Origin of the sequence: Klebsiella sp. 141203 (assembly GCF_032601985.1) — a bacterium.
Classification (GTDB): domain Bacteria; phylum Pseudomonadota; class Gammaproteobacteria; order Enterobacterales; family Enterobacteriaceae; genus Klebsiella; species Klebsiella aerogenes.
The window spans coordinates 982,055-1,006,458 of the sequence record NZ_JAQIRL010000001.1; the positions used below are offsets into that span (position 1 = coordinate 982,055).

Consider the following 24,404-nt stretch of genomic DNA (forward strand, 5'->3'; position numbering starts at 1 on the left):
TTATGGTAAACTGCGCCCCCTTTTTTGCTTGTGGTGCGCTGCTCGTGGCTCAAAACGCTGTCTTTCTCCCGGAACTCTTCCTCGCTCAAATGCGTGCGGCAATGCCAACGCATCTTTCGTTCGATGACTTCATCGCCGCCTGCCAGCGCCCGCTGCGCCGCAGTATTCGCGTCAATACGTTGAAGATTACGGTCGCTGATTTTCTGCAACTGGTCGCCCCTTACGGCTGGCAGTTAACGCCGGTCCCGTGGTGCGCAGAGGGTTTCTGGATCGAGCGTGATGATGACGATGTACTCCCGCTGGGCAGCACCGCCGAGCATCTGAGCGGGCTATTTTATATTCAGGAAGCGAGCTCGATGCTGCCGGTAGCGGCGCTGTTCGCCGATGGCGAAATGCCGGAGCGAGTGATGGATGTCGCCGCCGCGCCAGGTTCCAAAACGACGCAAATCGCCGCCCGGATGGGCAATCGCGGCGGGATCCTGGCAAACGAATTCTCCGCCAGCCGGGTGAAAGTGCTGCACGCCAATATCAGCCGCTGCGGCATTAATAACGTAGCCCTCACCCACTTCGATGGGCGCGTCTTCGGCGCCGCTCTGCCTGAGTGCTTCGACGCGATTTTGCTCGATGCCCCCTGCTCGGGCGAAGGAGTAGTGCGTAAAGATCCCGACGCGCTAAAAAACTGGTCTCCAGAAAGTAATCAGGAGATTGCCGGCACGCAAAGAGAACTCATTGACAGCGCATTTCACGCTCTGCGTCCTGGCGGTACCCTCGTCTACTCCACCTGTACGCTGAACCGTGAAGAAAACGAGGAAGTGGTTAACTGGCTGCTGCAAACCTACCCGCAGGCGGTTGAAGTCATGACCCTGGATTCACTCTTCCCGCAGGCTCACGAAGCGCTCACCGACGAAGGTTTCCTGCACGTGTTCCCGCAGATTTTTGATTGTGAGGGTTTTTTCGTTGCCCGCCTGCGTAAAACCACCTCTATCGATCCCCTACCTGCGCCAGGTTATAAAGTGGGCAAGTTCCCTTTCGCACCGATGAAAGGACGTGAGGCAGCGGCTGTCACCGCAGCCGCCAACGCCGTTGGCCTGCAATGGGCAGAGCATCTTCGTTTATGGCAACGCGATAAAGAAATCTGGCTGTTCCCGCAAGAACTGGAAGCGTTAATCGGCAGGGTTCGTTTTTCGCGCATCGGAATTCGCCTCGCTGAAACGCATAACAAAGGCTACCGCTGGCAGCATGAAGCAGCGATCGCGCTTGCTGCGCCAGAGGAGCCGTTTGAGCTCACCTTAGCGGAAGCGGAAGAGTGGTATCGTGGGCGCGATGTCTATCCCGAGGCGCCGCCGCGGCAGGATGAAGTGATTGTCACTTTCCAGGGCGCGCCATTAGGACTCGCCAAGCGCGTGGGCTCGCGGTTGAAAAACAGTTACCCTCGCGAACTGGTGCGCGACGGCAAACTTTTCGCCGGAAAGTCGTGACCGCGCGCCAAAAAGCGCACTTTTTGACTGGCGATTTACTCCCCGTTGTCTACGCTGAAAAATGACGGCCTAACTGGTCGTACCACAACTCAGCAGACAAACGGGGTGAATGATGAGTAAAACTAACGTACGAATCGGCGCGTTTGAAATCGACGACGCCGAGCTGCATGGCGAGTCACAGGGTGAGCGAACGTTAAGCATTCCTTGCAAATCCGATCCTGACTTATGCATGCAATTAGACGCCTGGGATGCCGAAACCAGCGTTCCCGCCATTCTTAATGGCGAACATTCTGTGCTTTACCGTAAACACTACGACCGCCAATCCGATGCCTGGGTCATGCGTCTTGTCTGACTCAAATGAACCCGTCGCCTGAGACGGGTTATTTATATCCCTCCCCCGCTGCGCTAACTTCCCCTACACTTACCTTATGTTCATTCGCTAATGAGGGCGGGATGTTTGCCTTAGTATTATTCATTTGCTATCTGGACGGCGGGTGCGAAGACATCGTAGTGGATGTCTATGATAGCGAACGACAATGCCTCGTCGCTATGGACGACCAACGAATTCGCCAGGGAGGCTGTTTCCCGGTAGAAGATTTTATCGACGGCTTCTGGCGTCCGGCGACGGAATATAGCGACTTTTAAACAGCCGACTGCAGCCGCACCAGCGTTAGCTCTCCGCCAAACACCGCGCCGGTATCAATGTAGTGTTGGTTATCGCTATCGTAACGGCGTTTAAGCGGCGTATGGCCAAACCAAAAGTGATCCGCCCCGGCTATCTCTCCGTGCCGTCCCGCCAGATGATCGGTTAAACGCTGGCGGCCCCAGAGCACCTGATGCTCGTCCACGGGCAACTGCCAACGATAAACGCTGGCGGGATAGTCGGCATGGGCAATCACGTGGGTGGTATCCTGGCTGCGGAGTTCAATGATTAACGGCACATCCCGGCAGCGGTTAAACAGCAAATCAGCCAACCGTTTCTGTTCCTGTGAGGCGGTTGGATACCAGCCGCCGCCGTTCATCGTCCACAGCGCCATTTCCCCGCTCGCCAGCGCATCCAGCGCCATTTGCTCATGGTTGCCGCGCACCGCTCTGAACCACCGGCAATGCAGCAAGCCCAGACATTTCACGCTTTGCGGCCCACGGTCAATCAGATCGCCAACAGAGATCAGAAGATCCTGCCAGGGATCAAATTTACGCTGCCGCAGCTGGGACATTAATAAATCAAAACAACCATGTAGATCGCCCACCAGCCAGATATTACGCCAGGCGCTACCTTCTACGCGCTGATACATATTTCCACCCCCTCAGTTAATTATACAAAATATGACTGAAGGCGTGGTTAGAAATACATACGTCAATCAACGTTAAACAAGGCGTAAATATAGTCTGGCGAAGCATTAAGCTTGTCCCGCGAGATCCGTAAAATAAAAATAAAATAATGACGAGGTATGACATCGTGACGGACAATAGCCTGCATTCATCATGCACACTTCAGCAACGCTCAAATTTGATTGCCGATCTCGTAATGGGGCGTATCACGCCTGCGCCAATCTGGCAAAAACGCAATTATCGGCTCAAATTCTTGCTGCGTACGGCACTGTTCTATCAGCCGACCCGCGAGATGCTGGACACCCTTTCTGCGCGTGGTGATTTCCGCCAACTGCTGGCGGCGCAGGCTACGCTGCCAGGTAAAGTACATCGCCAGTATTTAGTGCGCGACCTTAACGCCCGTCAGCGTTCCCAGGCTATCATTAGCCACTATCAGTACGTCGACTCGCTGGGCGAGAACCGATTGGCAACGGCCATGATATCGCCGTCAGAACGACCGTTACTGACCCTGTCCGCTAAAGATGATGCGGCCTTCACGCTCTTTGCCTCGTCAGCCGGCAAAGCCGAACGAGAAGGTGAAACGACTCTTTGGCTTCGCGATAGCCAGCAGCAACTGTTGGCCAGCGCCACGTTTAGCGTAGTCCGCCATCAAGGGCAGTGGCAACTGGTCATCGGCGGCCTGCAGGGGCCGCGTCGGCATGTTTCCCATGACGTCATTAAACACGCAACCCGCGCCTGCTACGGTCTGTTTCCCAAACGCCTGCTGTTGGAGTTCATCTGGCTGCTGGCCGCCCGAAGCAATATTCAGGCTATTTACGGCGTCAGCGATAATGGTCATGTGTTTCGCGCGCTGCGCTATCGTTTAAGTAAAGGCCGGCACTTCCACGCCAGCTACGATGAGTTCTGGCAATCAATTGAAGGCGTGCGTGACGATAGTTATCGCTGGCGCCTACCGCTGAAGCTGGAAAGAAAATCGCTGGAGAGTATCGCCAGTAAAAAGCGCGCCGAATATCGCCGCCGTTTCCAGTTCATGGATGAGATGGCCGTACAGGTGGCTAATCTGCTAAGTGTAAAATAAATATTCACGTCTTATTACGAAAAAGATTCGCCGTTTTTAATAACGGCGTTTTCATTTGTACATTCTTTGGTTAATATCGTGGCCTGTTGATAATTGGTTTAAGTTGGCCATTGACCTATGAGTAAAACTGAGATTTTCCTGCTGCTGGTTATCCTGCTTATTTTAGGCAGTGCCCTATGGTTTATTTTCAGTGACGAGATATGGGTATTGGTCAGCTATCTGGAAACCTTACTCTATCCTACGTTAATCGCCCCGGAATAAATGCCAACATGCTGACCGTCCATGGATTTATTTCTATCTTTATCAATTAGCGGCAAAACCTCTTCACCCCTCTAAGAACCGCATTAATTGCATAACATTACATCATTGCCTCATTTAATTTATCATACAAATAGGTATACTACTGACTTCCGATGTAGACCCATCTTTCACCTGCACTATGGGTCTGGTTGTGTGCAGGTGTCTTCTTTCTGTTGTGTTTTTACACACCCTCTGCCTTTTTACAACAACACGCTAGCAATACCGTGAATTGCAACCGGTAGAATGGCTGCGTTCTCAACGGTCCCCATGCGATAGAGCTACGATGTAACACACTTTTAGCAACCTTTTACCCCATGCTCCACCGGGGTAGAGGAGCTGATATGATCTGGCCGCCATATCGGGATAACTGACATCTGATGATCGGTGGCTGCAAGTTAACCTGACGTTTAGGTTGGCATATAAATATGAGCGTTATAGCTAATTTAATCTCTAAATCCGTCAATAAATCATTCACACCTAAAATACCAACAAACAACCCATACAGGAATAATATATAAAGAGCTAAAACACCGCATCTATTTATATTAAATATTTTCTGAAAAAGTAACAAAAAAAATGAACATCTAAAACAAAAAATCCATAACCAATTGATAATAATGAAAAATAAAAACAGAGTGCAATAATTGCTAATACTTGTAGATCACCACCCCCTCTTATTTATGCTGAGAGCCTGCATTGTAAGTGGTAACATCTGCGGAAATCCCCCCCTCAGGTTGTTGATTAAATGAACAGCAAGCAAGAAATATTATCAATACATTATCTTCGCGGCATAGCAGCATTATTAGTCGTACTACTTCACATTTCCTGGTATATGGGGGATGAATGGGGGCATTTATTCGATGCCGGAAGGATTGGTGTGGATATATTTTTTATAATTAGTGGGTTTATTATTGCCTATGCTACAAGACATGGTAATGAAAATACGGTTTTATTCCTGGGGAAAAGACTTGTTCGAATTTACCCTTGCCTTTTTATTGTTTGGGTATTCTATTGCGTTACCGTTTTTCGCGACGCTAACCTATCGACCATGATTAAATCATTACTTCTGTTTCATAAAAATTACTCCGCCCCCGCTCCTGCGTATGACTTTAACCTGATGGGGACTCCATGGACGTTAACCTATGAAATTTATTTTTATATTGTATTTTCAGTAGCTATGAAAGTATCGCACAAATACAGATCCGTGCTATGCTCCCTGTTCTTAATAGCATTAACAGTCATATCTCAGATCACATATAATGGCGCTTTTGAGTTCAACCGATATGTGTCTGCAAATATATTAGTACAACATTGGTATCAGGTTCCACTCAAAATTATTAGTACCACAATCACATGGGAATTCATTGCTGGGATGGCTCTTTTCGAACTAAGAGGATGGCTTGTAAAATATAGAAGCAAACTCGTTGAACAAGCCTTAATTATATTATCAATAATATATTTGACGATGTTATATGTCAATGGCGGTCATGGATTAATATTCAAGGCTGGTATTTTTTACGGTGCATTTTTAATATTCTTCACAGCATTATACTTTGAAGCCGGGAATGCAATGTTCAAAAATAAGTTCCTGCATTTCCTGGGCAATATTTCATATTCGATGTATCTGATTCATTATGCAATTAACCAGTACATCAGAATTCATACCAACTGGATTTGGAGTGATATCCCAGGGGTTATAAAAGTCGCGGCTATACTCAGCCTGACTTTCGTCTTCTCTTATTTATCATATCGACTCATAGAATTACCCGCGATGAAAGTGTTTAAATACTATATAAAAAGACATTCTGTTAAAGCGCATGAGACAAAGTTGGCCGTATAAAAAGGGGGTTGTCCCTCTCTTTGATCCTTCACACATCAAAGTTGCGCCATTTCACTAAAACCGCATTTTGGGTATCGGAGTTGCCGTAACGGCAGGACGGCAATTTTTATGTAAAAATAATGTTAAGCTGGTTTTGGTTGTGATATAAGGTAGAAAGTTCAGCATTCGGCCGTTTGAGCACTCTCAGCGGGATGTGTGTAACTCGCTGAATAACAGATAAAAAGAGACCGAACACGATTCCTGTATTCGGTCCAGGGAAATGGCTCTTGGGAGAGAGCCGTGCGCTAAAAGTTGGCATTAATGCAGGCTAAGTCGCCTTGCCTTATAAGAATAGATGACTGTGACAGGTTTTCCAGTCCGCGACAAAAGTGGTTGAAAAATTGCTGACAAATAACAAAAAACCGCCGCGTTCTCTTACCAAACGCCGGCGGTTTTTTTACCTTTAAAACAAAGTGATATAGGTCATTATCAACAAAGCTTTTGCGCTCGTTCGATAAATGGCGCCAGGCTCATTTTTTGCCCCGGATGCTGCGGATCGTCAGCCTGAATGATGGAAATCGGCTGTGCGGTAGTCTTACCGGCCTTCACTTCCTGCTCGGCGACATCATTCAGCGGATACTGCACCAGGGTGCTCGGGTTGATGGCGTACAGCGCATTACCCGGGCGGCAGGTTAACATGACTTCTTCACGGGTGAACGCCCAGTTGTCCTTACCCACTTCAAAACGGCTCACGGTAATCACCTGTGGCGCCGCCAACGCGGCGCCTGAGCTTGCCAGTAACAACATTGTCAGAACGATTTTTTTCATCATTTAGCCAGTTAATTCAATTAGGTTGCCAGGTCGCGAACAGGCTGACGGCTAGTACTGCCAGCGCGGCAAGCGCCATTTCCAGCTGTGTAGTGCGTAAAATAGTTCGTTCCGCCCACGAGCCGTTACCTGACATTCGCGGTACCAGAACATACCTGTTCACCAGCGCAATTGCTACCATCCCAGCGACCAGCGCACATTTGAACAACAACATCACTCCCCACGGTGAATCGCCAATCAGCCGCCCCTGTATCAACAGCGTATTGCCAATCCCGCTGGCAATCGCGCCAGCCACGGCCAAATGCCCGTAACGTGAAAAGCGCATCATGGCGGTTATGGCTACCTGACGCCAGCGCCCGCGCGCCAGCCGCAGGCAGTAGACAAATGGCAGCAGCCCACCGGCCCAGGCAGCGACGCAAAACAGATGTAGCGCGTGATTAGTACGCTGTAATGCGCCAGTCCAACCATCATGCATCGCCGCATGCCCCACGCCTGCCATTAACAACAACTGCGCGCAAAATAGCAGCAACAACAGACGCGCCGGGCGACGCGGTTTGATCCACGCGACAGTCAGCGCAATCCACGCCAGTACCATCTGCCACAGCCAGACGCCGCCAAACTGCGTCCCGATAACAGCGCGCCAGATTGCAGGTTGCCAGACATCGTTCCAGCCATCCCCCATCAACCCGCCCTGCGCCATCAGCATCAAAGTGGCTGAAATAGCGCTAATCATTAGCAGGTAGCGCAGCAGTGGATAAAAACGCTGCATCAACAGGCGACGCAGCGAGACTGGCGCCCACCATGCGCCGTACAGCGCGCAACCGAAGGCCGTCATCAATGAGATGAAGTGGACAAACCGCAGGCCGACATATATTCCCGACAGCATGGTTTATTTCACGCTGAAGTGGTATTGCCCTTTGGTCTTATGGCCGTCAACGGAGACCACATGCCACTCTACGGTGTACTCGCCCGCCGCCAGCGGTTCATTCAGCGGCAGCGTTAATTGCGCTTTATTACCGTCGCTGCGGGCCAATTTGCCGGTAGCCACTGGTTTATTCTGCGGGCCGCTGAGGGTCACGCCGCTGAAAGTGGTTTCCACCCCTTCGCTGAAGGTTAAGGTGAGCGCCTGCGGCGACGTTGAGACCGTCGAATCGGCCGCCGGGATTTGTTGCTGGAGATGGGCATGGGCAAAAGCGCTGGCGGTGGTCAACATAGCGCTGAGAAATACGGCGGCGTATAGCGCGCGTCCGGCGATGTTTCGCATTAACGTCATTCCTTTTTGTTATGTATGTTGGACAGAGAATAACCCTGTATAATAGCAGAGTCGAGCTAAGCATCCGGGACTTGCCTTTCAGCGTCACGCTTAGTAACTTTTGCGCCGTAATGAAGGAGGTACTGATGGCAAATAATCTGGCAAAAATTTCGCAAGATGAAATGGACAAGGTCAACGTTGACCTCGCAGCGGCCGGCGTCGCTTTTAAAGAACGCTACAATATGCCCGTCGTTGCCGATCTCGTCGAACGAGAGCAACCCGCTCACCTGCGCGACTGGTTTCGTGAACGACTGATCGCGCACCGTCTGGCATCCGTGTCACTTTCCCGCCTGCCGTATGAACCGAAAGCGAAATGATTGCTCATTCCTTGAGATTCTGCCCATTGGCAACCGCCGCGCATTCTATTACGCTGGTGTTTTTGGCGAGGAGTAAGCCATGCTGCGCGTAATCGATACCGAAACCTGCGGTTTACAGGGCGGCATAGTTGAAATTGCCTCCGTCGATATCATCGACGGCCAGATAACGAATCCCATGAGTCATCTGGTGCGCCCTGACCGCCCAATCAGCCCGCAGGCAATGGCAATCCATCGCATTACTGAAGAGATGGTGGCCGATAAGCCCTGGATTGAAGAAATCGTGCCGCACTACCAGGGCAGCCCATGGTATGTCGCCCATAACGCCAGTTTCGATCGCCGGGTATTACCGGAAATGAACGGCGAGTGGATTTGTACTATGAAGCTGGCGCGCCGCCTGTGGCCGGGGATTAAGTACAGCAATATGGGGTTGTATAAGTCGCGCAAGCTGAGCGTAGCTACCCCGTCGGGTTTGCATCACCACCGCGCGCTGTACGACTGCTATATCACCGCCGCCTTACTGCTGGATATTATGCAGGTCTCCGGCTGGTCGCCGGATGAAATGGCCAACATTACCGGCCGCCCGGCGCTGCTGACTACCTTTACCTTCGGCAAATATCGCGGCAAAGCGGTGTCGGAAGTGGCGGAAAACGATCCAGGCTATTTACGTTGGCTGTTCAATAACCTGGACCGGATGAGCCCGGAACTGCGTCTGACCCTTAAACACTATCTCGGCGAGTAACGCTACACTTCCACCTTGCCGGGCAAAGTCCCCTGCGCGAGGGCGATTAAAAAGGCGTATTCCAATGCCACGCCCTCGTAGCTTTTAAACCGTCCCGACTTGCCGCCATGCCCGGAATCCATATCGGTACATAGCAGCAGCAGATTGTCGTCGGTTTTCAGCTCGCGTAGCTTCGCCACCCACTTCGCGGGCTCCCAATATTGCACCTGCGAATCATGCAGCCCGGTGGTCACTAGCATATGCGGATAAGCCTGGGCAGATACGCCATCATAGGGGCTATAGCTCTTCATATAGTGATAATAGGTTTCGTCCTGCGGGTTTCCCCACTCCTCAAACTCACCGGTAGTGAGCGGAATAGATTCGTCGAGCATGGTGGTCAGTACGTCAACAAACGGCACCTGCGCCACTACGCCATGGAACAACTCCGGTCGTTGGTTAATCGCCACGCCCATCAGCATGCCGCCGGCGCTGCCGCCCATGCCATAACATAATTTAGGGTCGCCATATCCCTGCGCCAGCAGCGCATCGCAGACGTCCAGATAATCGTTAAAGGTATTCTTTTTGTTGAGGAATTTGCCGTCTTCATACCACCGCTGGCCAAGTTCGCCGCCGCCGCGAATATGGGCTATTGCAAAGACAAAACCGCGATCCAGCAGGCTCAGACGGCTGGCGCTAAAATCGGCGTCCATGCTGGCGCCGTAAGAGCCATAGCCGTACACCAGTAGCGGGTTGGCCCCTTTACGAAAGTGTTCGCGGTGATAGACCAGCGATACCGGCACCTCCACGCCGTCACGCGCTGTCACCCACAGATGTTCGCTGCGATAACAGGCAGCGTCAAAGCCCTGCACTTCCTGTTGTTTGATAACCCGCCGCTCGCCGGTATCCATATCCAGCTCAAACAGCGTATCCGGAGTAGTCATTGATGAATAACCATAGCGTAGCCGCGAGGTCTCCGGTTCCGGATTATAGGCAAGCCAGGTGACGTAGGCGGGATCGTCAAAGGCGATACCTACCACTTCTCGCGTTTTACGGTTGATTTGCCGCAGGCTGGTCAAGCCACGCTGACGCTCCTCAACCACCAGCCAGTCGGTGAATAGAGTAAAGCCTTCGAGCATCACGTCAGGACGCGCTGGGATCAGCGTCTGCCACTGGTCTTCATCGCGGAGCACGGTGCGGTAAAGCCCGAAGTTTTTGCCCTCGCGATTAGAACGCAGATAAAACGCGTGCTGATAATGGTCGAGGCTATATTCATGATCCTTACGTCGTGGCAAAAAACACACCGGTGCCGCATCGGGAAGCTCCGGGTTAAGTAATAACACTTCGCTGGTGGTGGCGCTGGCAAGATAAATCACCACAAACTGCTGGGAGGTAGTCTTATGCACGCTGACGTAAAACGTGTCGTCTTTCTCTTCGTAGACCAGGACATCGTTATCTGCGGTGGTGCCAATGGCATGCCGCCAGACCTGATAAGGCAGCAGCGTCGTCGGATGTTTGCGCACATACCACAAGAAGCGCGAGTCGTTGCTCCAGGCGAATCCTGGCGTGACGTTTTCCAGGATTTCAGCCGACCATTCGCCGCTGTTCAGATCCTTAAAACGTAAGCCGTACTGACGCCGTGAAAGATAATCTTCCGCCACCGCCATCAGCTGGTTGTTCGGCGCGATGCCTAATCCGCCGAGAGTGTAGAATTCGCTTTTCGCCGCCCGCTGGTTGGCGTCGAGCAAAATCTCCCATTCATCCCACTCTTCTTTGAGCACTGACTGACGTTGGTAAATCGCGTATTCACAGCCGGGTTCATAGACCTGACGATAGCGGTAGCCATTTTTGCTATAAGGTGCGGAGACCTCCCGCTGCGGAATGCGATCGATGATTTCTTTCAGCACCCGCTCCTGCAGGCTGCTTTGCGAGTCCATCACCTTTTTACCGTAGTCATTTTCCTGATGGAGATAATCCAGCACTTCCGGGCGCGCGCGTTCGTCATCGCGCAGCCAGTAGTAATTATCGATGCGAGTGTCGCCATGTAGCGTCATGGCGTGGGGGATCCGTTTGGCTTTCGGTAGCATGCGTTATTCTTCTGCGTCTTATTATGGAATCACAAAATCACTCAGGGCATCGTGCGCCCTGAACGATGTCGTGTCTATAAGGGTGGCAAAAGTGGCCAGCGATGCAAGCGGAACGCTCTCTTTTAAGAATCAAGCGCCTGCTTTTGCGCCTGAACATCGCGTTCTATCTCTTCGCGGACATCTTCAGGCAGTTTGAGCGCGTCACCGAGCGCATCCAGGTAGCTGCGCTCCATAAAATGGTCGATATCAATTACCGCACAGCTGAGGTAGTAAATTTCCAGCGCTTCTTGCCCATCGCGCACGCTTTGCGCCAGCCGCTGCGGGTCGAGCGGCTGGGTTAAAACCCTGTCGATCAACACCCGGCCCTGCACGTCGATGTTCGCCGCTCGCAACTGCTCTTCTATATGCTGACGTTCACGCTCGTCAATATGACCGTCGCTTTTGGCGGCAAAGACTAGCGCGGTAATCTGCCGCTCGCTGCGCGCATCAAGCACAACCGGTTCCTGGGCAGACGCTGTTGATGTCTGTGTCACGATATCCGCCTGCTGGCCGCGCATTTTTTGCTGATACTTATTCCACAGCACGCTGCCTGCCACCGCGCCGCCGCCAACCAGCAGCGCGCCGGTGCCATATTTCGCCAGCAGCTTGCGCGATGATTTGCTGGCGACCAATAAGCCCGCAAGGCCACCCAAGGCGCCAGGCAGCAGATTTTTAGCGGATGAAGACTTTTCAGCGGAGACGGGATTGCCCTGCTGACCCAGCAGGGACTGAAGTTGATTAAGCCAGTTAGCCATAACATTCCTCATAGCGCGAGATGCGATGCCATCAGCCTAAACGACGAGACGTCAGGAAATGTTATGGCTGGCTAAAGATGCGAAAATTTCCGTTGCGCCCGGTTATCAGGCAGCTTTCACTTTCCGCGGCTTTTTTGCGGCGCCTTCTTCGGCGGAAGAGGACTCAGCCTCGGCAATTGCCGACTCCGGCATTTCTGCCGCCGCATCAGCATGATCTTCTGCTTCCGGCAATTTCCCTGACTTCAGAATGTGGTGTAAGGCGTCTTTGCGCTCGGCCAGCCACATCGACATATTGTCACGCTGAGCTTCATCTAATTCCAGCGGGCACGCGACCAGCCAGTCATTGAGCACCTCTGCCAAATCGAGCATTTTGTCGTAAGCATCGGCCTCTTTTTTGCTGGCAAAAGACATTTTTTCCTCACCTTCACGGATCACGACGTATTTGATTTCAACCGCCATTGTGCAGCCTCTTTATACTGTATTTATATACAGTATATCAAATTTCGCCGCTGTTCTCAACTTACGCGTGTAAAGACAGACGCAAACGTTTTCGTTTATAATGCGCGGCATGTTCTGTTTACGCTGAGAGTAGGTTATGACTTTATTAGGTACCGCGCTGCGCCCCGCGGCCACGAAGGTAATGTTGTTAGGTTCCGGCGAGCTCGGAAAAGAAGTCGCCATTGAATGCCAGCGGTTGGGTATTGAAACCATAGCCGTCGACCGCTATCCCGATGCGCCGGCGATGCAGGTGGCCCATCGTTCTCACGTCATCAACATGCTGCACGGCGACGCGCTGCGTGAACTGATCGCCTTAGAAAAACCGGATTATATCGTGCCGGAGATCGAAGCCATTGCCACCGACACGCTTGTTGAGCTGGAGCAGGCCGGGCAAAAAGTAGTGCCGACGGCGAGAGCCGCAAAACTCACCATGAATCGCGAAGGCATTCGCCGCCTCGCGGCCGAAGAGCTGCAAATTCCCACCTCTGCCTATCGTTTTGCCGACAGTGAAGAGGGGTTCCGCGCTGCCGTCGACGAAATTGGTTTGCCTTGTATCGTTAAGCCGGTGATGAGCTCCTCGGGTAAAGGCCAAAGCTTTATCCGCTCGGCTGAGCAGCTCAGCGCCGCCTGGCAATACGCTCAACAGGGCGGGCGCGCAGGCGCCGGACGCGTCATCGTCGAAGGAGTGGTAAATTTTGATTTTGAAATTACGCTGCTCACCGTCAGCGCCGTCGACGGCGTCCACTTTTGCGCCCCGGTAGGCCATCGTCAGGAAGATGGCGACTACCGTGAATCCTGGCAGCCCCAACAGATGAGCGATCTCGCGCTGCAACGCGCGCAGGAGATCGCCCGCAAAGTGGTGCTGGCGCTGGGTGGATATGGGCTCTTCGGCGTTGAATTGTTCGTTTGCGGCGATGAGGTGATCTTCAGCGAAGTCTCCCCTCGCCCACACGATACCGGTATGGTCACTCTGATCTCGCAGGATCTATCGGAATTCGCCCTGCACGTTCGCGCCTTCCTTAGCCTGCCGATCGGCGCCATCCGCCAGTATGGCCCGGCGGCATCGGCGGTGATTTTACCGCAGCTAACCAGTGAGAACGTGACCTTTAGCAATCTGCAGGCCGCCGTCGGCGCGGGTCTGCAGTTGCGTCTGTTCGGTAAACCGGAAATCGCCGGCGCGCGTCGCCTGGGCGTTACGCTGGCGGTTGCTGATAACGTCGATGAAGCCATCAGCCGCGCCAAAACCGCCGCCGCCGCGGTTGTCGTGAAGGGATAAAAAAAGCCCGGTCGCTCACGCCGCCGGGCTTCTGTCATTTAAGGCGCAGAAATTATTTCGCGCCTTCTACCGCTTCGCGGGCCAGTTTGGTGATGCGATCGTAGTCGCCGTTTTCCAGCGCGTCGGCTGGAACCAGCCAGGAGCCGCCGATGCACAGCACGCTGTTAAGCGCCAGATAGTCGCGGTAATTCGCCGGAGAGATGCCGCCGGTCGGGCAAAAACGAATGTGGCCGAATGGACCCGCAATCGCCTGCAGCGCTTTCACGCCGCCGTTCGCTTCCGCCGGGAAGAATTTGAACTCTTTCAGGCCATACTGCATGCCCAGCATCAGCTCGGATACGGTGCTAATACCCGGGATCAGCGGGATAGTGCCTTCGCCGGTCGCCGCTTTCAGCAGGGATTCGGTCAGGCCCGGGCTAATAGCGAACTGCGCGCCTGCTTCAGTAACGGCTTTCAGTTGCTCAACGTTGGTCACGGTGCCGGCGCCGACAATCGCCTCCGGCACTTCTTTGGCGATAGCGCGGATAGCTTCCAGCGCGCACTCGGTGCGCAGCGTGACTTCCAGAACGCGTACACCGCCTGCAACCAGCGCTTTCGCCATCGGCACCGCGTGTTCCAGCTTTTTCACCACGATAACCGGTACGACCGGGCCGTTAGTCAGGATTGCTTCTGCAGTTGTTTTCCAGTTTTTCATCAGAGTTTTCTCTCGCCAGATCTACAAATCGAATCGTCTTAAAAAGTGATGCAGGTTGCGCCCTGCTCGGCTCCGGAGAGCTTCTCGCGCAGCGCGCCGAACATCTCGCGGCCGGTACCGACCCGCGAGCTTCTCAGGTCAGGAATATGCGGCTGGCGGGCGGCCAGTTCGGCTTCATCGACCAGCAGGGTCAACTCGCCGGTCTGCCCGTTAACGCGAATGATGTCGCCATCGCGCACTTTCGCCAGCAGCCCGCCATCGTAGGCTTCAGGAGTTACATGGATGGCTGACGGTACCTTGCCTGATGCGCCGGAAAGTCGGCCATCGGTGACCAGCGCAATTTTGAAACGGCGGTCCAATAATACACCAAGTGGCGGCATAAGTTTATGTAATTCTGGCATGCCGTTCGCTTTCGGCCCCTGATGGCGTACGACGACTACGCAATCTTTATCCAGCAGCCCCGCTTCAAACGCGGGTAGCACGTCGTGCTGGCTCTCAAAGACGACCGCTGGCGCTTCGATAATCTGGTTCTCAACCGGCACTGCGGAGGTTTTCATTACCGCACGACCGAGGTTACCGCTCAGCACTTTGGTACCGCCATGGCGGGAGAACGGTTTCTCGAAGGTAGCGATGACCTGATCGTCAAGCGGCGCGGTCGCCCCTTCACGCCAGTCCAGTTCGCCGTTATTCAGCCATGGTTCCATGGTGTAACGCGACAAGCCGAAGCCGGCGACGGTATTGACATCTTCATGCAGCAATCCGCCTTTCAGCAGCTCGCGCACCAGTACCGGCACGCCGCCTGCCGCCTGGAAGTGGTTAATGTCCGCCGGACCGTTTGGATACAGACGCGCCAGCAGCGGCACCACATCAGAAAGATCGGAGAAATCATCCCAGTTAATGATAATGCCCGCCGCGCGCGCCATCGCCACCAGGTGCATCGTATGGTTGGTGGAGCCGCCGGTCGCCAGCAGCGCAACGATACCGTTGACCACCACTTTTTCGTCAATCATTTTACCCAGCGGCATCCACTCATTGCCGTTGCCGGTCATGCGCGTCACCTGACGAGCTGCGGCGCTGGTCAGCGCTTCGCGCAACGGGGCGTCCGGATGAACAAACGAGGAACCTGGCAGCTGCATGCCCATAAACTCAACCACCATCTGGTTGGTGTTGGCGGTACCGTAGAAGGTACAGGTGCCCGGGGCATGATAAGAGGCGGCTTCGGATTCAAGCAGCGCCATACGGTCAACTTTACCTTCGGCGTACAGCTGACGAATGCGCACTTTTTCTTTGTTCGGCAGGCCGCTGGCCATCGGACCAGACGGAATAAACACCGACGGCAGATGGCCGAAGGAGAGCGCCGCCATGGTCAGTCCGGGAACAATTTTATCGCATACGCCAAGATACAACGCGCCATCGAACATATTGTGCGACAGGCCGATGGCGGCAGACATGGCAATCACTTCGCGGCTCAGCAGCGACAGCTCCATGCCATCCTGGCCCTGCGTCACGCCGTCACACATTGCCGGCACGCCACCAGCCACTTGCCCTACCGCATTGGCGGAGTGCAAGGCTTTACGGATGATATCCGGATAATGTTCATAAGGCTGGTGAGCGGACAACATATCGTTATAGGAGGTGATAATAGCGATGTTGTTGCGCAACATGCTCTTCAGCGACGCTTTATCTTCTGACTGACAGGCGGCAAAACCGTGCGCCAGGTTGCCGCAGGCCAACTGTGAACGATGGACGGTATCGCTTTTGGCTTGATTAATCCGTGCGAGGTAGGCTGAGCGGGTTTCGCGCGACCGTTCGATAATGCGATTTGTTACCCGTAACATTGTCGAATTCATAGAGGCTCCTCAAAATTTATCTGTCCGGCCACCGCGCGATGACGTCGAAGAATGGTGTAAATGGCACCACCACTGGGGCTCAGGGGCAAAATGTCTACGAGCAGTGTAATAAAAAAAGCCCCGGGGGTGAATCCTCCCGGGGCTTAAAAGATTAAAAATTATGCGCCAGACTGCGCCAGATCATGTTACCGGTAAAATAACTCTCCCGGATTAACGATACACTTACTCGAATTCGTTCCAGGAACGGCCATCGCGGGTGATCATCGCCACCGACGCCACCGGGCCCCAGGTCCCTGCCTGATAAGGCTTCGGCGCGTCGCCGTCGGCCGCCCATGCGCCGGTTATGGAGTCTACCCACTTCCACGCTTCTTCTACTTCATCGCGACGCACGAACAGCGCCTGGATACCGCGCATGGTTTCCAACAGCAGGCGTTCGTAGGCATCCGCCAGGTGAGTTTGATTGAAGGTTTCGGAGTAGCTCAGATCCAGCTTGGTGATCTGCAGATTATGCTTGTGATCGAGGCCTGGAACTTTGTTAAGCACCTGAATATCAACACCTTCATCCGGCTGCAGACGAATGGTCAATTTGTTCTGCGGCAGCTCCTGCCAGGTCTCTTTGAACAGGTTCAGTTCCGGAGTTTTGAAGTAAACCACCACTTCGGAGCATTTCGTCGGCAGGCGTTTACCGGTACGCAGGTAAAACGGAACCCCAGCCCAGCGCCAGTTATCGATATCCACGCGGATGGCCACAAAGGTCTCCGTATTACTGGATTTGTTAGCGCCCTCTTCTTCCAGATAGCCCGGTACTTTTTTGCCTTGCGCAAACCCGGCGGTGTACTGACCGCGGACGGTTTTCTCACGCACGTTCGAGCGATCGATACGGCGCAGCGATTTCAGCACTTTCACTTTTTCATCGCGGATGCTGTCGGCAGTCAGATCGGACGGCGGCGACATGGCGATCATGCACAGGATCTGCAGCAGATGGTTCTGGATCATGTCGCGCATCTGCCCGGCTTGATCGAAATAACCCCAGCGGCCTTCAATACCCACTTCTTCCGCCACGGTGATTTCAACGTGGTCAATGGTGCGGCAGTCCCAGTTATTGACGAACAAGGAGTTAGCAAAGCGCAGCGCCAACAGGTTCAGTACCGTCTCTTTGCCCAGGTAATGGTCGATACGGTAAACCTGGCACTCTTCGAAATACTCACCCACCTGGTCATTGATTTCACGCGAGGTTTCCAGCGAGGTTCCGAGCGGTTTTTCCATCACCACCCGCGCGGGCTTGGCATTCAGCTTCGCTTCGCCCAGACCTTTGCAGATAGCGCCGAATGTGCTGGGCGGCATCGCGAAGTAGTTAATGGTGACGCGGTTTTCCTGATCCAGCATTTCGCCCAGACGCGTAAAACCGCTGGTATCGTTGACATCAAGGTTACAGAAGTCCAGACGACCGCTCAGGGTATCCCATAGACCTTCGTCGATTTTCTCTTTCATGAAGGTTTCTAACGCTTCACGCACGACTTTAGTGTAAGCGTCTTTATCCCAATCGGCGCGACCTACGCCGATGATGCGGGTTTCAGGGTTAATCTGGCCAGCCTTTTCAAGCTGATACAGGGAAGGCAACAGTTTACGGCGCGCGAGGTCACCTTTCGCGCCGAAAATGACCAGATCGCATGCCTGGGCCGTTTGCGTTACCGCCATGTCATTCTCCTCAGTTGATAGTCTGGTGCTTATGCCAGGCTAAATTTGTAATTTTCTTACGCTGCACTGTACTGTGTTTACGAATTTCCTGAAACCCTTGGCGGTGCTTTCCCGACGTTACCGCACATAGAGGAAAAGCGTTCGCCGACAAATTGGGCATCAGGCTAAGAATGTTCGTTGTTTCGTCTGGTTTTCAGTTAGTAAAATACGACTCTGATCATGTAATGAAAAAAAACGACATTTTTTCTCGTCATTCCTCACCGCTTCTGATTGCGGAGGGGTATATTCTTGCTAAAACGCCTGATGATTTCACCCATTAATGAAATCGTTTCCATTGATGAGCGCCTGTAAACAATGAACATGCTGGAAAAAATCCAGTCCCGACTGGAAAACCTTAGCAAATCTGAACGCAAAGTGGCGGAAGTCATTCTTGCCACCCCGGCGCAGGCCATTCACTCAAGCATTGCGGCCCTGGCGCTGGAAGCCGGCGTCAGCGAGCCGACCGTAAACCGATTTTGTCGCAGCCTGGAAACCCGGGGCTTCCCCGATTTTAAACTGCATCTGGCACAAAGTCTGGCACACGGTACCCTCTATGTTAACCGTAATGTCGATGAAGACGACAGCGTCGAATCCTATACGGCGAAAATTTTCGAATCAGCAATGGCCAGCCTCGATCAGGTGCATCACGCGCTGGATATGTCGGCGGTCAACCGGGCAGTGGATCTGCTTACCCAGGCGAAGAAAATTTCCTTCTTCGGCCTGGGGTCTTCAGCCGCCGTCGCGCATGACGCGATGAATAAATTTTTCCGTTTTAACGTCCCGGTCATCTACTCCGACGATATTGTCCTGCAGCGCATGAGCTGTATGAATTGTAACGATGATGACGTGGTGGTCATCATTTCACACACCGGGCGCACCAAAAGCCTGGTTGAACTGGCGCAGCTGGCGCGTGAAAACGATGCCATGGTCATTGCCATTACTTCAGCCGGCACCCCGCTGGCGCGGGAGTCGACGCTGGCCATTACTCTGGACGTCCCGGAAGACACCGATATTTATATGCCAATGGTGTCGCGTCTGGCCCAGCTCACGGTAATTGATGTGCTGGCGACCGGCTTCACCCTGCGCCGCGGAGCAAAATTCAGAGATAACTTGAAGAGGGTCAAGGAAGCGCTGAAGGAATCGCGCTTTGATAAAGAACTACTCATGAGTAGTGATAAACAATAATAGTCATTATAAGTCAGAGACCAATTATGTCTCGGCAGCGTAGCAGTTCCGCCCGTTAGCGGATTTGGCGCTACCGAATCCATGTTCACGCAACACCAAAGTTGTTTTAGTCAACGGAGTATTACATGTCCAGAAGGCTTCGCAGAACCAAAATCGTAACGACCTTAGGTCCGGCAACTGACCGCGATAACAACCTCGAAAAGGTTATCGCCGCGGGCGCTAACGTCGTACGCATGAACTTCTCTCACGGTACCCCGGAAGATCACCAGCTCCGCGCAGACAAAGTCCGTGAAATTGCAGCAAAACTGGGCCGTCACGTAGCGATTCTCGGCGACCTGCAGGGGCCGAAAATCCGCGTCTCTACCTTCAAAGAAGGCAAAATTTTCCTTAACATTGGCGACAAATTCCTGCTCGACGCCAACCTGGGTAAAGGTGAAGGCGATAAAGAAAAAGTCGGCATCGACTATAAAGGCCTGCCGGCGGACGTCGTGCCAGGCGATATCCTGCTGCTCGACGATGGTCGCGTGCAGCTGAAGGTCCTGGAAGTACAGGGGATGAAAGTTTTCACCGAAGTTACCGTTGGTGGCCCGCTATCTAACAATAAAGGTATCAACAAACTCGGCGGCGGGCTATCTGCAGAAGCATTAACCGATAAAGACAAAGCCGACATCGTTACCGCCGCAAAAATTGGCGTTGATTACCTGGCGGTCTCCTTCCCGCGTTGCGGCGAAGACCTGAACTACGCTCGCCGTCTGGCCCGTGACGCTGGCTGCGATGCGAAAATCGTCGCCAAAGTCGAACGTGCGGAAGCGGTCTGCGATCAGGATGCCATGGACGACGTTATTCTCGCCTCCGACGTGGTGATGGTGGCTCGCGGCGATCTCGGTGTGGAAATCGGCGATCCGGAACTGGTGGGTATCCAGAAGGCGCTGATTCGCCGCGCTCGCCAGCTTAACCGCTCGGTCATCACCGCCACGCAGATGATGGAATCGATGATCACCAATCCAATGCCGACCCGTGCGGAAGTCATGGACGTGGCGAACGCCGTGCTGGACGGTACCGATGCCGTAATGCTGTCCGCAGAAACCGCTGCCGGCCAGTATCCGTCAGAAACCGTCGCCGCGATGGCGCGCGTGTGCCTGGGCGCAGAGAAGATCCCAAGTCTCAACGTTTCCAAACACCGTCTTGACGTCCAGTTCGACAATGTCGAAGAAGCGATTGCCATGTCGGCGATGTATGCGGCCAACCACCTGAAAGGCATTACCGCGATTATCACCATGACCGAGTCCGGCCGCACCGCGCTGATGACTTCGCGTATCAGTTCCGGCCTGCCGATTTTCGCCCTCTCCCGTCACGAGCGCACCCTGAACCTGACGGCGCTCTATCGTGGCGTGACGCCGGTGCATTTCGATAGCCATAACGACGGCGTTGCCGCCGCGCACGATGCGGTTAACCTGCTGCGTGATAAAGGCTATCTGGTCTCCGGCGACCTGGTGGTCGTCACCCAGGGCGACGTGATGAGCACCATTGGCAGCACCAACACCACCCGTATTCTGACCGTCGAGTAATCGCCTTCAGTGATGGGAAAGCCTCCTTATGGAGGCTTTTTTATGCTTGTTATTCTGGTAAATGCAGGCGCCATAGCCCCGCTCAGCGCAGCATACAGCTTACTTCTTCGGAAACAGTTCTTTGCGCTTATAAGGCTCAGTTTCGCCCGGCTTACGCGTCTTCAGCAGTTTCAGGATCCAGGTATACTGTTCGGTGTGCGGCCTGACGAAAATCTCAACCTCTTCGTTCATACGGCGCGCAATCGTCGTGTCATCGGCTTCCAGCAGGTCGTCCATCGGCGGGCGTACCAGTACCGTCAGACGATGCGTTTTACCGTCATACACCGGGAACAGCGGCACTACGCGCGCACGGCAGACTTTCATCAGACGGCCAATCGCCGGGAGCGTCGCTTTGTAAGTCGCAAAGAAATCGACAAATTCGCTATGCTCGGCGCCGTGATCCTGGTCGGGCAGATAATAGCCCCAGTAGCCCTGGCGCACCGATTGAATAAACGGCTTGATACCATCGTTACGCGCGTGCATGCGCCCGCCAAAACGACGGCGTACGGTGTTCCAGACGTAATCAAAGACCGGATTTCCCTGGTTATGGAACATCGCCGCCATTTTTTGCCCGCCTGAAGCCATCAGCATCGCCGGAATATCCACGCCCCAGGCGTGCGGCACTAAAAAGATGACCTTTTCATTATTACGGCGCATCTCGTCAATGATCTCTTTCCCCTGCCAGTCAACGCGGGACATCACGCGCTGCGGATCGCGCATGCCGAGTTCGGCCATCATCACCATTGCCTGCGGAGCCGACATATACATCGCATCAATGATAGCTTCACGCTCTTGTTCGCTTTTTTCCGGGAAGCAGTACAGCAGGTTAATCTGCGCCCGACGGCGGGAGCTTTTTGCCAGACGGCCTACAAAACGCCCCAGTTTGCCGAGAATGGGGTCGCGGAAAGAGGGAGGCGTCAGCGCGATTCCGGCGAAGGCGAAAACGCCCAGCCACGCGCCCCAGTAGCGCGGCAGTAAAAAAGATTTCTCAAATTTGGGGATAAATTCAATGTTATTTTTTTTCGTTTCCATGCCCGGTCCGCAGAAGGTCTGCTCAATCAATAAAGATAATGGCTTAGTTTAGCGATACGTCACTCATCGCACAAAAGAAAAAGCCGGCGCATAGCGGGCACCGGCTTTCAGTGAAGATAATTCAGACTAATCAAAGCGCAGCTGCGGGATAACCTCTTTGGCCTGCGCCAGGTAATCGGTACGGTCGGAACCGGTTAAACCTTCGGTACGCGGCAGTTTTGCCGTCAGCGGGTTAACCGCCTGCTGGTTGATCCAGACTTCATAGTGCAGGTGCGGGCCAGTAGAACGTCCGGTATTGCCCGACAGCGCGATACGGTCGCCGCGTTTCACTTTCTGCCCCGGTTTCACCAGCAGCTTACGCAGGTGCATATAACGGGTGGTATAGGTGCGGCCATGACGCACGGCAACATAGTAGCCTGCCGCGCCGCTGCGTTTCGCCACCACCACTTCACCATCGCCGACGGAAAGCACCGGCGTGCCCTGCGGCATAGCGAAGTCAACGCCGCGATGCGGCGCGACGCGACCGGTCACCGGATTCAGGCGACGCGGGTTGAAGTTAGACGACACGCGGAACTGACGCGAGGTCGGGAAGCGCAGGAAGCCCTTCGCCAGACCCGTACCGTTGCGATCGTAGAATTTGCCATCTTCGGCACGGATCGCGTAATAGTCTTTGCCATCGGAACGTAAACGCACGCCTAACAGCTGGCTCTGCTCGCGCTTGCCATCCAGCATTTCACGCGACATCAGAACCGAGAATTCATCGCCTTTTTTCAGCTTACGGAAGTCCATCTGCCACTGCATCGCTTTGATGACCGCGCTGATTTCCGTACTGGTGAGGCCAGCATCACGAGCGCTGGAAACGAAGCTGGCGCCAACGGTGCCTTTCAGGACGTTGTTGACCCAATCCCCTTTCTGCAGCTCGCTGCTCATTTTAAAACCATTGGCGACGCGGTTATAAGTACGCGTCTCACGGCGCGACATCTCCCACGTCAAGCTTTGTAGATCGCCATCAGCGGTTAGCGTCCAGGAGAGCTGTTGACCAATTTTAAGATTACGCAGCTCTTTATCAGCAGAGGAGAGTTGAGCGATATCGCCCATATCAATACCGTACTGATTAAGAATACTGCTCAGCGTATCGCCGGTAGAAACCACATATTCATGGCCGCCGGAGTCGCTATCGGATTTATCGTCGAGCTCGTCCTGCGGGATAGCTTCCTCTTCCTGCGGCGCCTGATCGATGGGTTCGGAAGCTTCCGGCAACAAAGAGCGGATTTCGCTTTTTTCCAGCTCAATCGTTCTGACTATCGGGGCTGATTCCGGGTGGTAGATGTAGGGCCGCCAGACGGCGACCGCTAATGTTAGAACGCTCAACGACCCCAGCATAACGCGATGAGGTCGCGGCAAGTTGTTGAATGCCTGAGTGACAGCGCGGGCTATCTGTTGCACGTATTCACTTCCTCGTTAATCTCCTTTCAGGCAGCTTGAATACTGATGCCCCAACTGGCTCAGGAATTGTGGGTAACTGTCTTTACCCAGTTTAATTCCGATTCCAAGTGGATCCAGGGTTCCCATGCGCACGGAGGTCCCCCTGGCAACAGCTTCGATAACCGCTGGCCTGAATTGTGGCTCAGCAAAAACGCAAGTCGCTTTTTGCTCAACCAACTGTGTTCTTATTTCGTGTAAACGCTGCGCACCAGGCTGGATTTCAGGGTTGACGGTAAAATGCCCCAATGAGGTCAAACCGTAATGTTTTTCGTAGTAGCCATAGGCGTCATGAAAAACGAAATATCCCTTACCTTTCACCGGCGCCAGCTCGTTACTCACCTGTTTGTCGGTTGCGGCTAATTTTGCCTCAAATTCCTTCAGGTTGGCGTCAAGTTTGGCTCGACTCTGCGGCATAAGTTCCAATAATTTATCGTGGATTGCAACCGCTGAGAGCCGCGCTATCTCTGGGGAGAGCCACAGATGCATATTGTAAATGCCGTGATGGTGATCGCCGTCACTTTTTTCGCCATTAGCATGTTCGTGACCATGTTCGTCATCGTCATCATCCGTCCCTTTGATGAGCAACGGTTTCACCCCATCCAACTGCGCGATAGTGACCTTTTTCTGCTCCGCAATGCTTTGCGTTGACTTGTCCATGAATGCTTCCATTTCTGGACCAATCCACACCACTAAGTCTGCGTTCTGTAAGCGTTTTACATCAGATGGGCGCAGGGAATAATCATGCTCGGAAGCACCGTCAGGTAGCAAAACCTGGGTATCCGTTACGCCATCGGCGATAGCGGAAGCGATAAAGCCAAGGGGTTTCATGGAAGCGACGACGGCAGCATGAGCCACCGGGGCATGAGCGAACAAAAAAGCGGCGCTAAGTCCAGCGCAAAGAAGCGTATTTTTATGTAACATAATGCGACTAATCATCGTAATGAGCGAAAGTGATGTGATATTATAACATTCAATCGCTA

The 24,404-nt window shown here is 53.4% G+C and carries 23 protein-coding genes and 1 pseudogene; 11 read left to right on the forward strand and 13 right to left on the reverse strand.

Going from position 1 to position 24,404, the window contains the following annotated elements; all coding sequences use genetic code 11:
• The first annotated feature begins 44 nt into the window (after positions 1-44).
• The 3 genes from rsmF to PGR29_RS04780 all read left to right on the forward strand — a co-directional run bounded on the left by rsmF (position 45) and on the right by PGR29_RS04780 (position 2,123).
• Positions 45-1,478, forward strand: coding sequence for a 16S rRNA (cytosine(1407)-C(5))-methyltransferase RsmF (gene rsmF, locus PGR29_RS04770; protein ID WP_213794544.1), 1,434 nt, complete (start codon positions 45-47; stop codon positions 1,476-1,478).
• Between the two features lie 112 nt (positions 1,479-1,590).
• The gene (locus PGR29_RS04775) at positions 1,591-1,830 is read left to right on the forward strand and encodes a YebV family protein (protein ID WP_316424146.1); all 240 of its coding nucleotides are present in this window, start codon (positions 1,591-1,593) and stop codon (positions 1,828-1,830) included.
• A gap of 101 nt (positions 1,831-1,931) precedes the next feature.
• On the forward strand, positions 1,932-2,123 hold the full coding sequence (locus PGR29_RS04780) for a YebW family protein (protein WP_045376105.1): 192 nt from the start codon (positions 1,932-1,934) through the stop codon (positions 2,121-2,123).
• Here PGR29_RS04780 and pphA read toward each other — a convergent pair.
• The gene (gene pphA / locus PGR29_RS04785; protein WP_316424147.1) at positions 2,120-2,773 is read right to left on the reverse strand and encodes a protein-serine/threonine phosphatase; all 654 of its coding nucleotides are present in this window, start codon (positions 2,771-2,773) and stop codon (positions 2,120-2,122) included. The genes PGR29_RS04780 and pphA overlap by 4 nt on opposite strands.
• 146 nt (positions 2,774-2,919) lie before the next feature.
• Here pphA and PGR29_RS04790 point away from each other — a divergent pair, with 146 nt between their 5' ends.
• The 3 genes from PGR29_RS04790 to PGR29_RS04800 all read left to right on the forward strand — a co-directional run bounded on the left by PGR29_RS04790 (position 2,920) and on the right by PGR29_RS04800 (position 6,028).
• A complete protein-coding gene (locus PGR29_RS04790) occupies positions 2,920-3,888 on the forward strand; it encodes a VirK/YbjX family protein (RefSeq protein ID WP_162750163.1) in 969 nt (322 codons plus the stop codon).
• A gap of 117 nt (positions 3,889-4,005) precedes the next feature.
• Positions 4,006-4,149 (forward strand): Ecr family regulatory small membrane protein, encoded by a 144-nt coding sequence (locus PGR29_RS04795; protein WP_316424148.1) that lies wholly within the window; start codon positions 4,006-4,008, stop codon positions 4,147-4,149.
• Between the two features lie 784 nt (positions 4,150-4,933).
• The gene (locus PGR29_RS04800; RefSeq protein WP_316424149.1) at positions 4,934-6,028 is read left to right on the forward strand and encodes an acyltransferase family protein; all 1,095 of its coding nucleotides are present in this window, start codon (positions 4,934-4,936) and stop codon (positions 6,026-6,028) included.
• 468 nt (positions 6,029-6,496) lie between these two features.
• Here PGR29_RS04800 and PGR29_RS04805 read toward each other — a convergent pair whose 3' ends face one another.
• From PGR29_RS04805 to yobA, 3 genes are read right to left on the reverse strand one after another with little or no spacing between them, the layout of a single operon-like run.
• The gene (locus PGR29_RS04805) at positions 6,497-6,838 is read right to left on the reverse strand and encodes a YebY family protein (RefSeq protein WP_087860549.1); all 342 of its coding nucleotides are present in this window, start codon (positions 6,836-6,838) and stop codon (positions 6,497-6,499) included.
• 13 nt (positions 6,839-6,851) lie between these two features.
• Positions 6,852-7,721 carry a copper homeostasis membrane protein CopD gene (copD, locus tag PGR29_RS04810; protein ID WP_213316876.1) on the reverse strand — a complete coding sequence of 290 codons (870 nt, stop codon included), beginning with the start codon at positions 7,719-7,721 and terminating at the stop codon, positions 6,852-6,854.
• Between the two features lie 3 nt (positions 7,722-7,724).
• Positions 7,725-8,099 carry a CopC domain-containing protein YobA gene (gene yobA / locus PGR29_RS04815; protein WP_087860547.1) on the reverse strand — a complete coding sequence of 125 codons (375 nt, stop codon included), beginning with the start codon at positions 8,097-8,099 and terminating at the stop codon, positions 7,725-7,727.
• Between the two features lie 134 nt (positions 8,100-8,233).
• Between yobA and PGR29_RS04820 the strand changes: the two genes are divergently transcribed.
• Positions 8,234-8,464 (forward strand): DNA polymerase III subunit theta, encoded by a 231-nt coding sequence (locus tag PGR29_RS04820; protein ID WP_015366007.1) that lies wholly within the window; start codon positions 8,234-8,236, stop codon positions 8,462-8,464.
• Positions 8,465-8,543: 79 nt separating this feature from the next.
• On the forward strand, positions 8,544-9,203 hold the full coding sequence (gene exoX, locus PGR29_RS04825) for an exodeoxyribonuclease X (protein WP_316424150.1): 660 nt from the start codon (positions 8,544-8,546) through the stop codon (positions 9,201-9,203).
• Positions 9,204-9,205: 2 nt separating this feature from the next.
• Here exoX and ptrB read toward each other — a convergent pair whose 3' ends face one another.
• The 3 genes from ptrB to PGR29_RS04840 all read right to left on the reverse strand — a co-directional run bounded on the left by ptrB (position 9,206) and on the right by PGR29_RS04840 (position 12,519).
• The gene (gene ptrB / locus PGR29_RS04830) at positions 9,206-11,266 is read right to left on the reverse strand and encodes an oligopeptidase B (RefSeq protein WP_316424151.1); all 2,061 of its coding nucleotides are present in this window, start codon (positions 11,264-11,266) and stop codon (positions 9,206-9,208) included.
• Positions 11,267-11,388: 122 nt separating this feature from the next.
• Positions 11,389-12,060, reverse strand: coding sequence for a tellurite resistance TerB family protein (locus PGR29_RS04835; protein ID WP_316424152.1), 672 nt, complete (start codon positions 12,058-12,060; stop codon positions 11,389-11,391).
• 105 nt (positions 12,061-12,165) lie between these two features.
• Positions 12,166-12,519, reverse strand: coding sequence for a YebG family protein (locus PGR29_RS04840; protein ID WP_113373571.1), 354 nt, complete (start codon positions 12,517-12,519; stop codon positions 12,166-12,168).
• A gap of 136 nt (positions 12,520-12,655) precedes the next feature.
• On the opposite strand from PGR29_RS04840, the gene purT reads away from it, so the two are divergent.
• Positions 12,656-13,834 (forward strand): formate-dependent phosphoribosylglycinamide formyltransferase, encoded by a 1,179-nt coding sequence (gene purT, locus PGR29_RS04845; RefSeq protein ID WP_316424153.1) that lies wholly within the window; start codon positions 12,656-12,658, stop codon positions 13,832-13,834.
• Between the two features lie 52 nt (positions 13,835-13,886).
• Here purT and PGR29_RS04850 read toward each other — a convergent pair whose 3' ends face one another.
• The 3 genes from PGR29_RS04850 to zwf all read right to left on the reverse strand — a co-directional run bounded on the left by PGR29_RS04850 (position 13,887) and on the right by zwf (position 18,076).
• Positions 13,887-14,528, reverse strand: a complete 642-nt coding sequence (locus PGR29_RS04850) for a bifunctional 4-hydroxy-2-oxoglutarate aldolase/2-dehydro-3-deoxy-phosphogluconate aldolase (protein WP_015366001.1) — start codon at positions 14,526-14,528, stop codon at positions 13,887-13,889.
• Between the two features lie 38 nt (positions 14,529-14,566).
• Entirely contained in the window at positions 14,567-16,378 is a 1,812-nt protein-coding gene (gene edd / locus PGR29_RS04855) for a phosphogluconate dehydratase (protein WP_213794538.1), read from the reverse strand.
• A 222-nt stretch (positions 16,379-16,600) separates the two neighbouring features.
• Positions 16,601-18,076, reverse strand: a complete 1,476-nt coding sequence (gene zwf / locus PGR29_RS04860) for a glucose-6-phosphate dehydrogenase (protein WP_045390321.1) — start codon at positions 18,074-18,076, stop codon at positions 16,601-16,603.
• A 319-nt stretch (positions 18,077-18,395) separates the two neighbouring features.
• Between zwf and PGR29_RS04865 the strand changes: the two are divergent.
• Positions 18,396-19,300: pseudogene (locus PGR29_RS04865) on the forward strand (MurR/RpiR family transcriptional regulator).
• Between the two features lie 125 nt (positions 19,301-19,425).
• A complete protein-coding gene (gene pyk / locus PGR29_RS04870; protein ID WP_015365996.1) occupies positions 19,426-20,868 on the forward strand; it encodes a pyruvate kinase in 1,443 nt (480 codons plus the stop codon).
• A 99-nt stretch (positions 20,869-20,967) separates the two neighbouring features.
• Here pyk and lpxM read toward each other — a convergent pair whose 3' ends face one another.
• From lpxM to znuA, 3 genes are all read right to left on the reverse strand, one after another.
• Entirely contained in the window at positions 20,968-21,939 is a 972-nt protein-coding gene (gene lpxM, locus PGR29_RS04875) for a lauroyl-Kdo(2)-lipid IV(A) myristoyltransferase (protein ID WP_045376153.1), read from the reverse strand.
• 126 nt (positions 21,940-22,065) lie between these two features.
• The gene (mepM, locus tag PGR29_RS04880) at positions 22,066-23,385 is read right to left on the reverse strand and encodes a murein DD-endopeptidase MepM (protein WP_045376156.1); all 1,320 of its coding nucleotides are present in this window, start codon (positions 23,383-23,385) and stop codon (positions 22,066-22,068) included.
• A gap of 15 nt (positions 23,386-23,400) precedes the next feature.
• Positions 23,401-24,345 carry a zinc ABC transporter substrate-binding protein ZnuA gene (gene znuA / locus PGR29_RS04885; RefSeq protein ID WP_087860665.1) on the reverse strand — a complete coding sequence of 315 codons (945 nt, stop codon included), beginning with the start codon at positions 24,343-24,345 and terminating at the stop codon, positions 23,401-23,403.
• Positions 24,346-24,404 lie beyond the last annotated feature (59 nt).

Excerpts from the sequence above, each read along its gene's own strand:
- PGR29_RS04775 (WP_316424146.1), top strand. The coding sequence starts at position 1,591 with ATGAGTAAAACTAACGTACGAATCGGCGCGTTTGAAATCGACGACGCC.
- PGR29_RS04780 (WP_045376105.1), top strand. The coding sequence starts at position 1,932 with ATGTTTGCCTTAGTATTATTCATTTGCTATCTGGACGGCGGGTGCGAA.
- pphA (WP_316424147.1), bottom strand. The coding sequence starts at position 2,773 with ATGTATCAGCGCGTAGAAGGTAGCGCCTGGCGTAATATCTGGCTGGTG.
- PGR29_RS04790 (WP_162750163.1), top strand. The coding sequence starts at position 2,920 with ATGACGAGGTATGACATCGTGACGGACAATAGCCTGCATTCATCATGC.
- PGR29_RS04795 (WP_316424148.1), top strand. The coding sequence starts at position 4,006 with ATGAGTAAAACTGAGATTTTCCTGCTGCTGGTTATCCTGCTTATTTTA.
- PGR29_RS04800 (WP_316424149.1), top strand. The coding sequence starts at position 4,934 with ATGAACAGCAAGCAAGAAATATTATCAATACATTATCTTCGCGGCATA.
- PGR29_RS04805 (WP_087860549.1), bottom strand. The coding sequence starts at position 6,838 with ATGATGAAAAAAATCGTTCTGACAATGTTGTTACTGGCAAGCTCAGGC.
- copD (WP_213316876.1), bottom strand. The coding sequence starts at position 7,721 with ATGCTGTCGGGAATATATGTCGGCCTGCGGTTTGTCCACTTCATCTCA.
- yobA (WP_087860547.1), bottom strand. The coding sequence starts at position 8,099 with ATGCGAAACATCGCCGGACGCGCGCTATACGCCGCCGTATTTCTCAGC.
- PGR29_RS04820 (WP_015366007.1), top strand. The coding sequence starts at position 8,234 with ATGGCAAATAATCTGGCAAAAATTTCGCAAGATGAAATGGACAAGGTC.
- exoX (WP_316424150.1), top strand. The coding sequence starts at position 8,544 with ATGCTGCGCGTAATCGATACCGAAACCTGCGGTTTACAGGGCGGCATA.
- ptrB (WP_316424151.1), bottom strand. The coding sequence starts at position 11,266 with ATGCTACCGAAAGCCAAACGGATCCCCCACGCCATGACGCTACATGGC.
- PGR29_RS04835 (WP_316424152.1), bottom strand. The coding sequence starts at position 12,060 with ATGGCTAACTGGCTTAATCAACTTCAGTCCCTGCTGGGTCAGCAGGGC.
- PGR29_RS04840 (WP_113373571.1), bottom strand. The coding sequence starts at position 12,519 with ATGGCGGTTGAAATCAAATACGTCGTGATCCGTGAAGGTGAGGAAAAA.
- purT (WP_316424153.1), top strand. The coding sequence starts at position 12,656 with ATGACTTTATTAGGTACCGCGCTGCGCCCCGCGGCCACGAAGGTAATG.
- PGR29_RS04850 (WP_015366001.1), bottom strand. The coding sequence starts at position 14,528 with ATGAAAAACTGGAAAACAACTGCAGAAGCAATCCTGACTAACGGCCCG.
- edd (WP_213794538.1), bottom strand. The coding sequence starts at position 16,378 with ATGAATTCGACAATGTTACGGGTAACAAATCGCATTATCGAACGGTCG.
- zwf (WP_045390321.1), bottom strand. The coding sequence starts at position 18,076 with ATGGCGGTAACGCAAACGGCCCAGGCATGCGATCTGGTCATTTTCGGC.
- pyk (WP_015365996.1), top strand. The coding sequence starts at position 19,426 with ATGTCCAGAAGGCTTCGCAGAACCAAAATCGTAACGACCTTAGGTCCG.
- lpxM (WP_045376153.1), bottom strand. The coding sequence starts at position 21,939 with ATGGAAACGAAAAAAAATAACATTGAATTTATCCCCAAATTTGAGAAA.
- znuA (WP_087860665.1), bottom strand. The coding sequence starts at position 24,345 with ATGTTACATAAAAATACGCTTCTTTGCGCTGGACTTAGCGCCGCTTTT.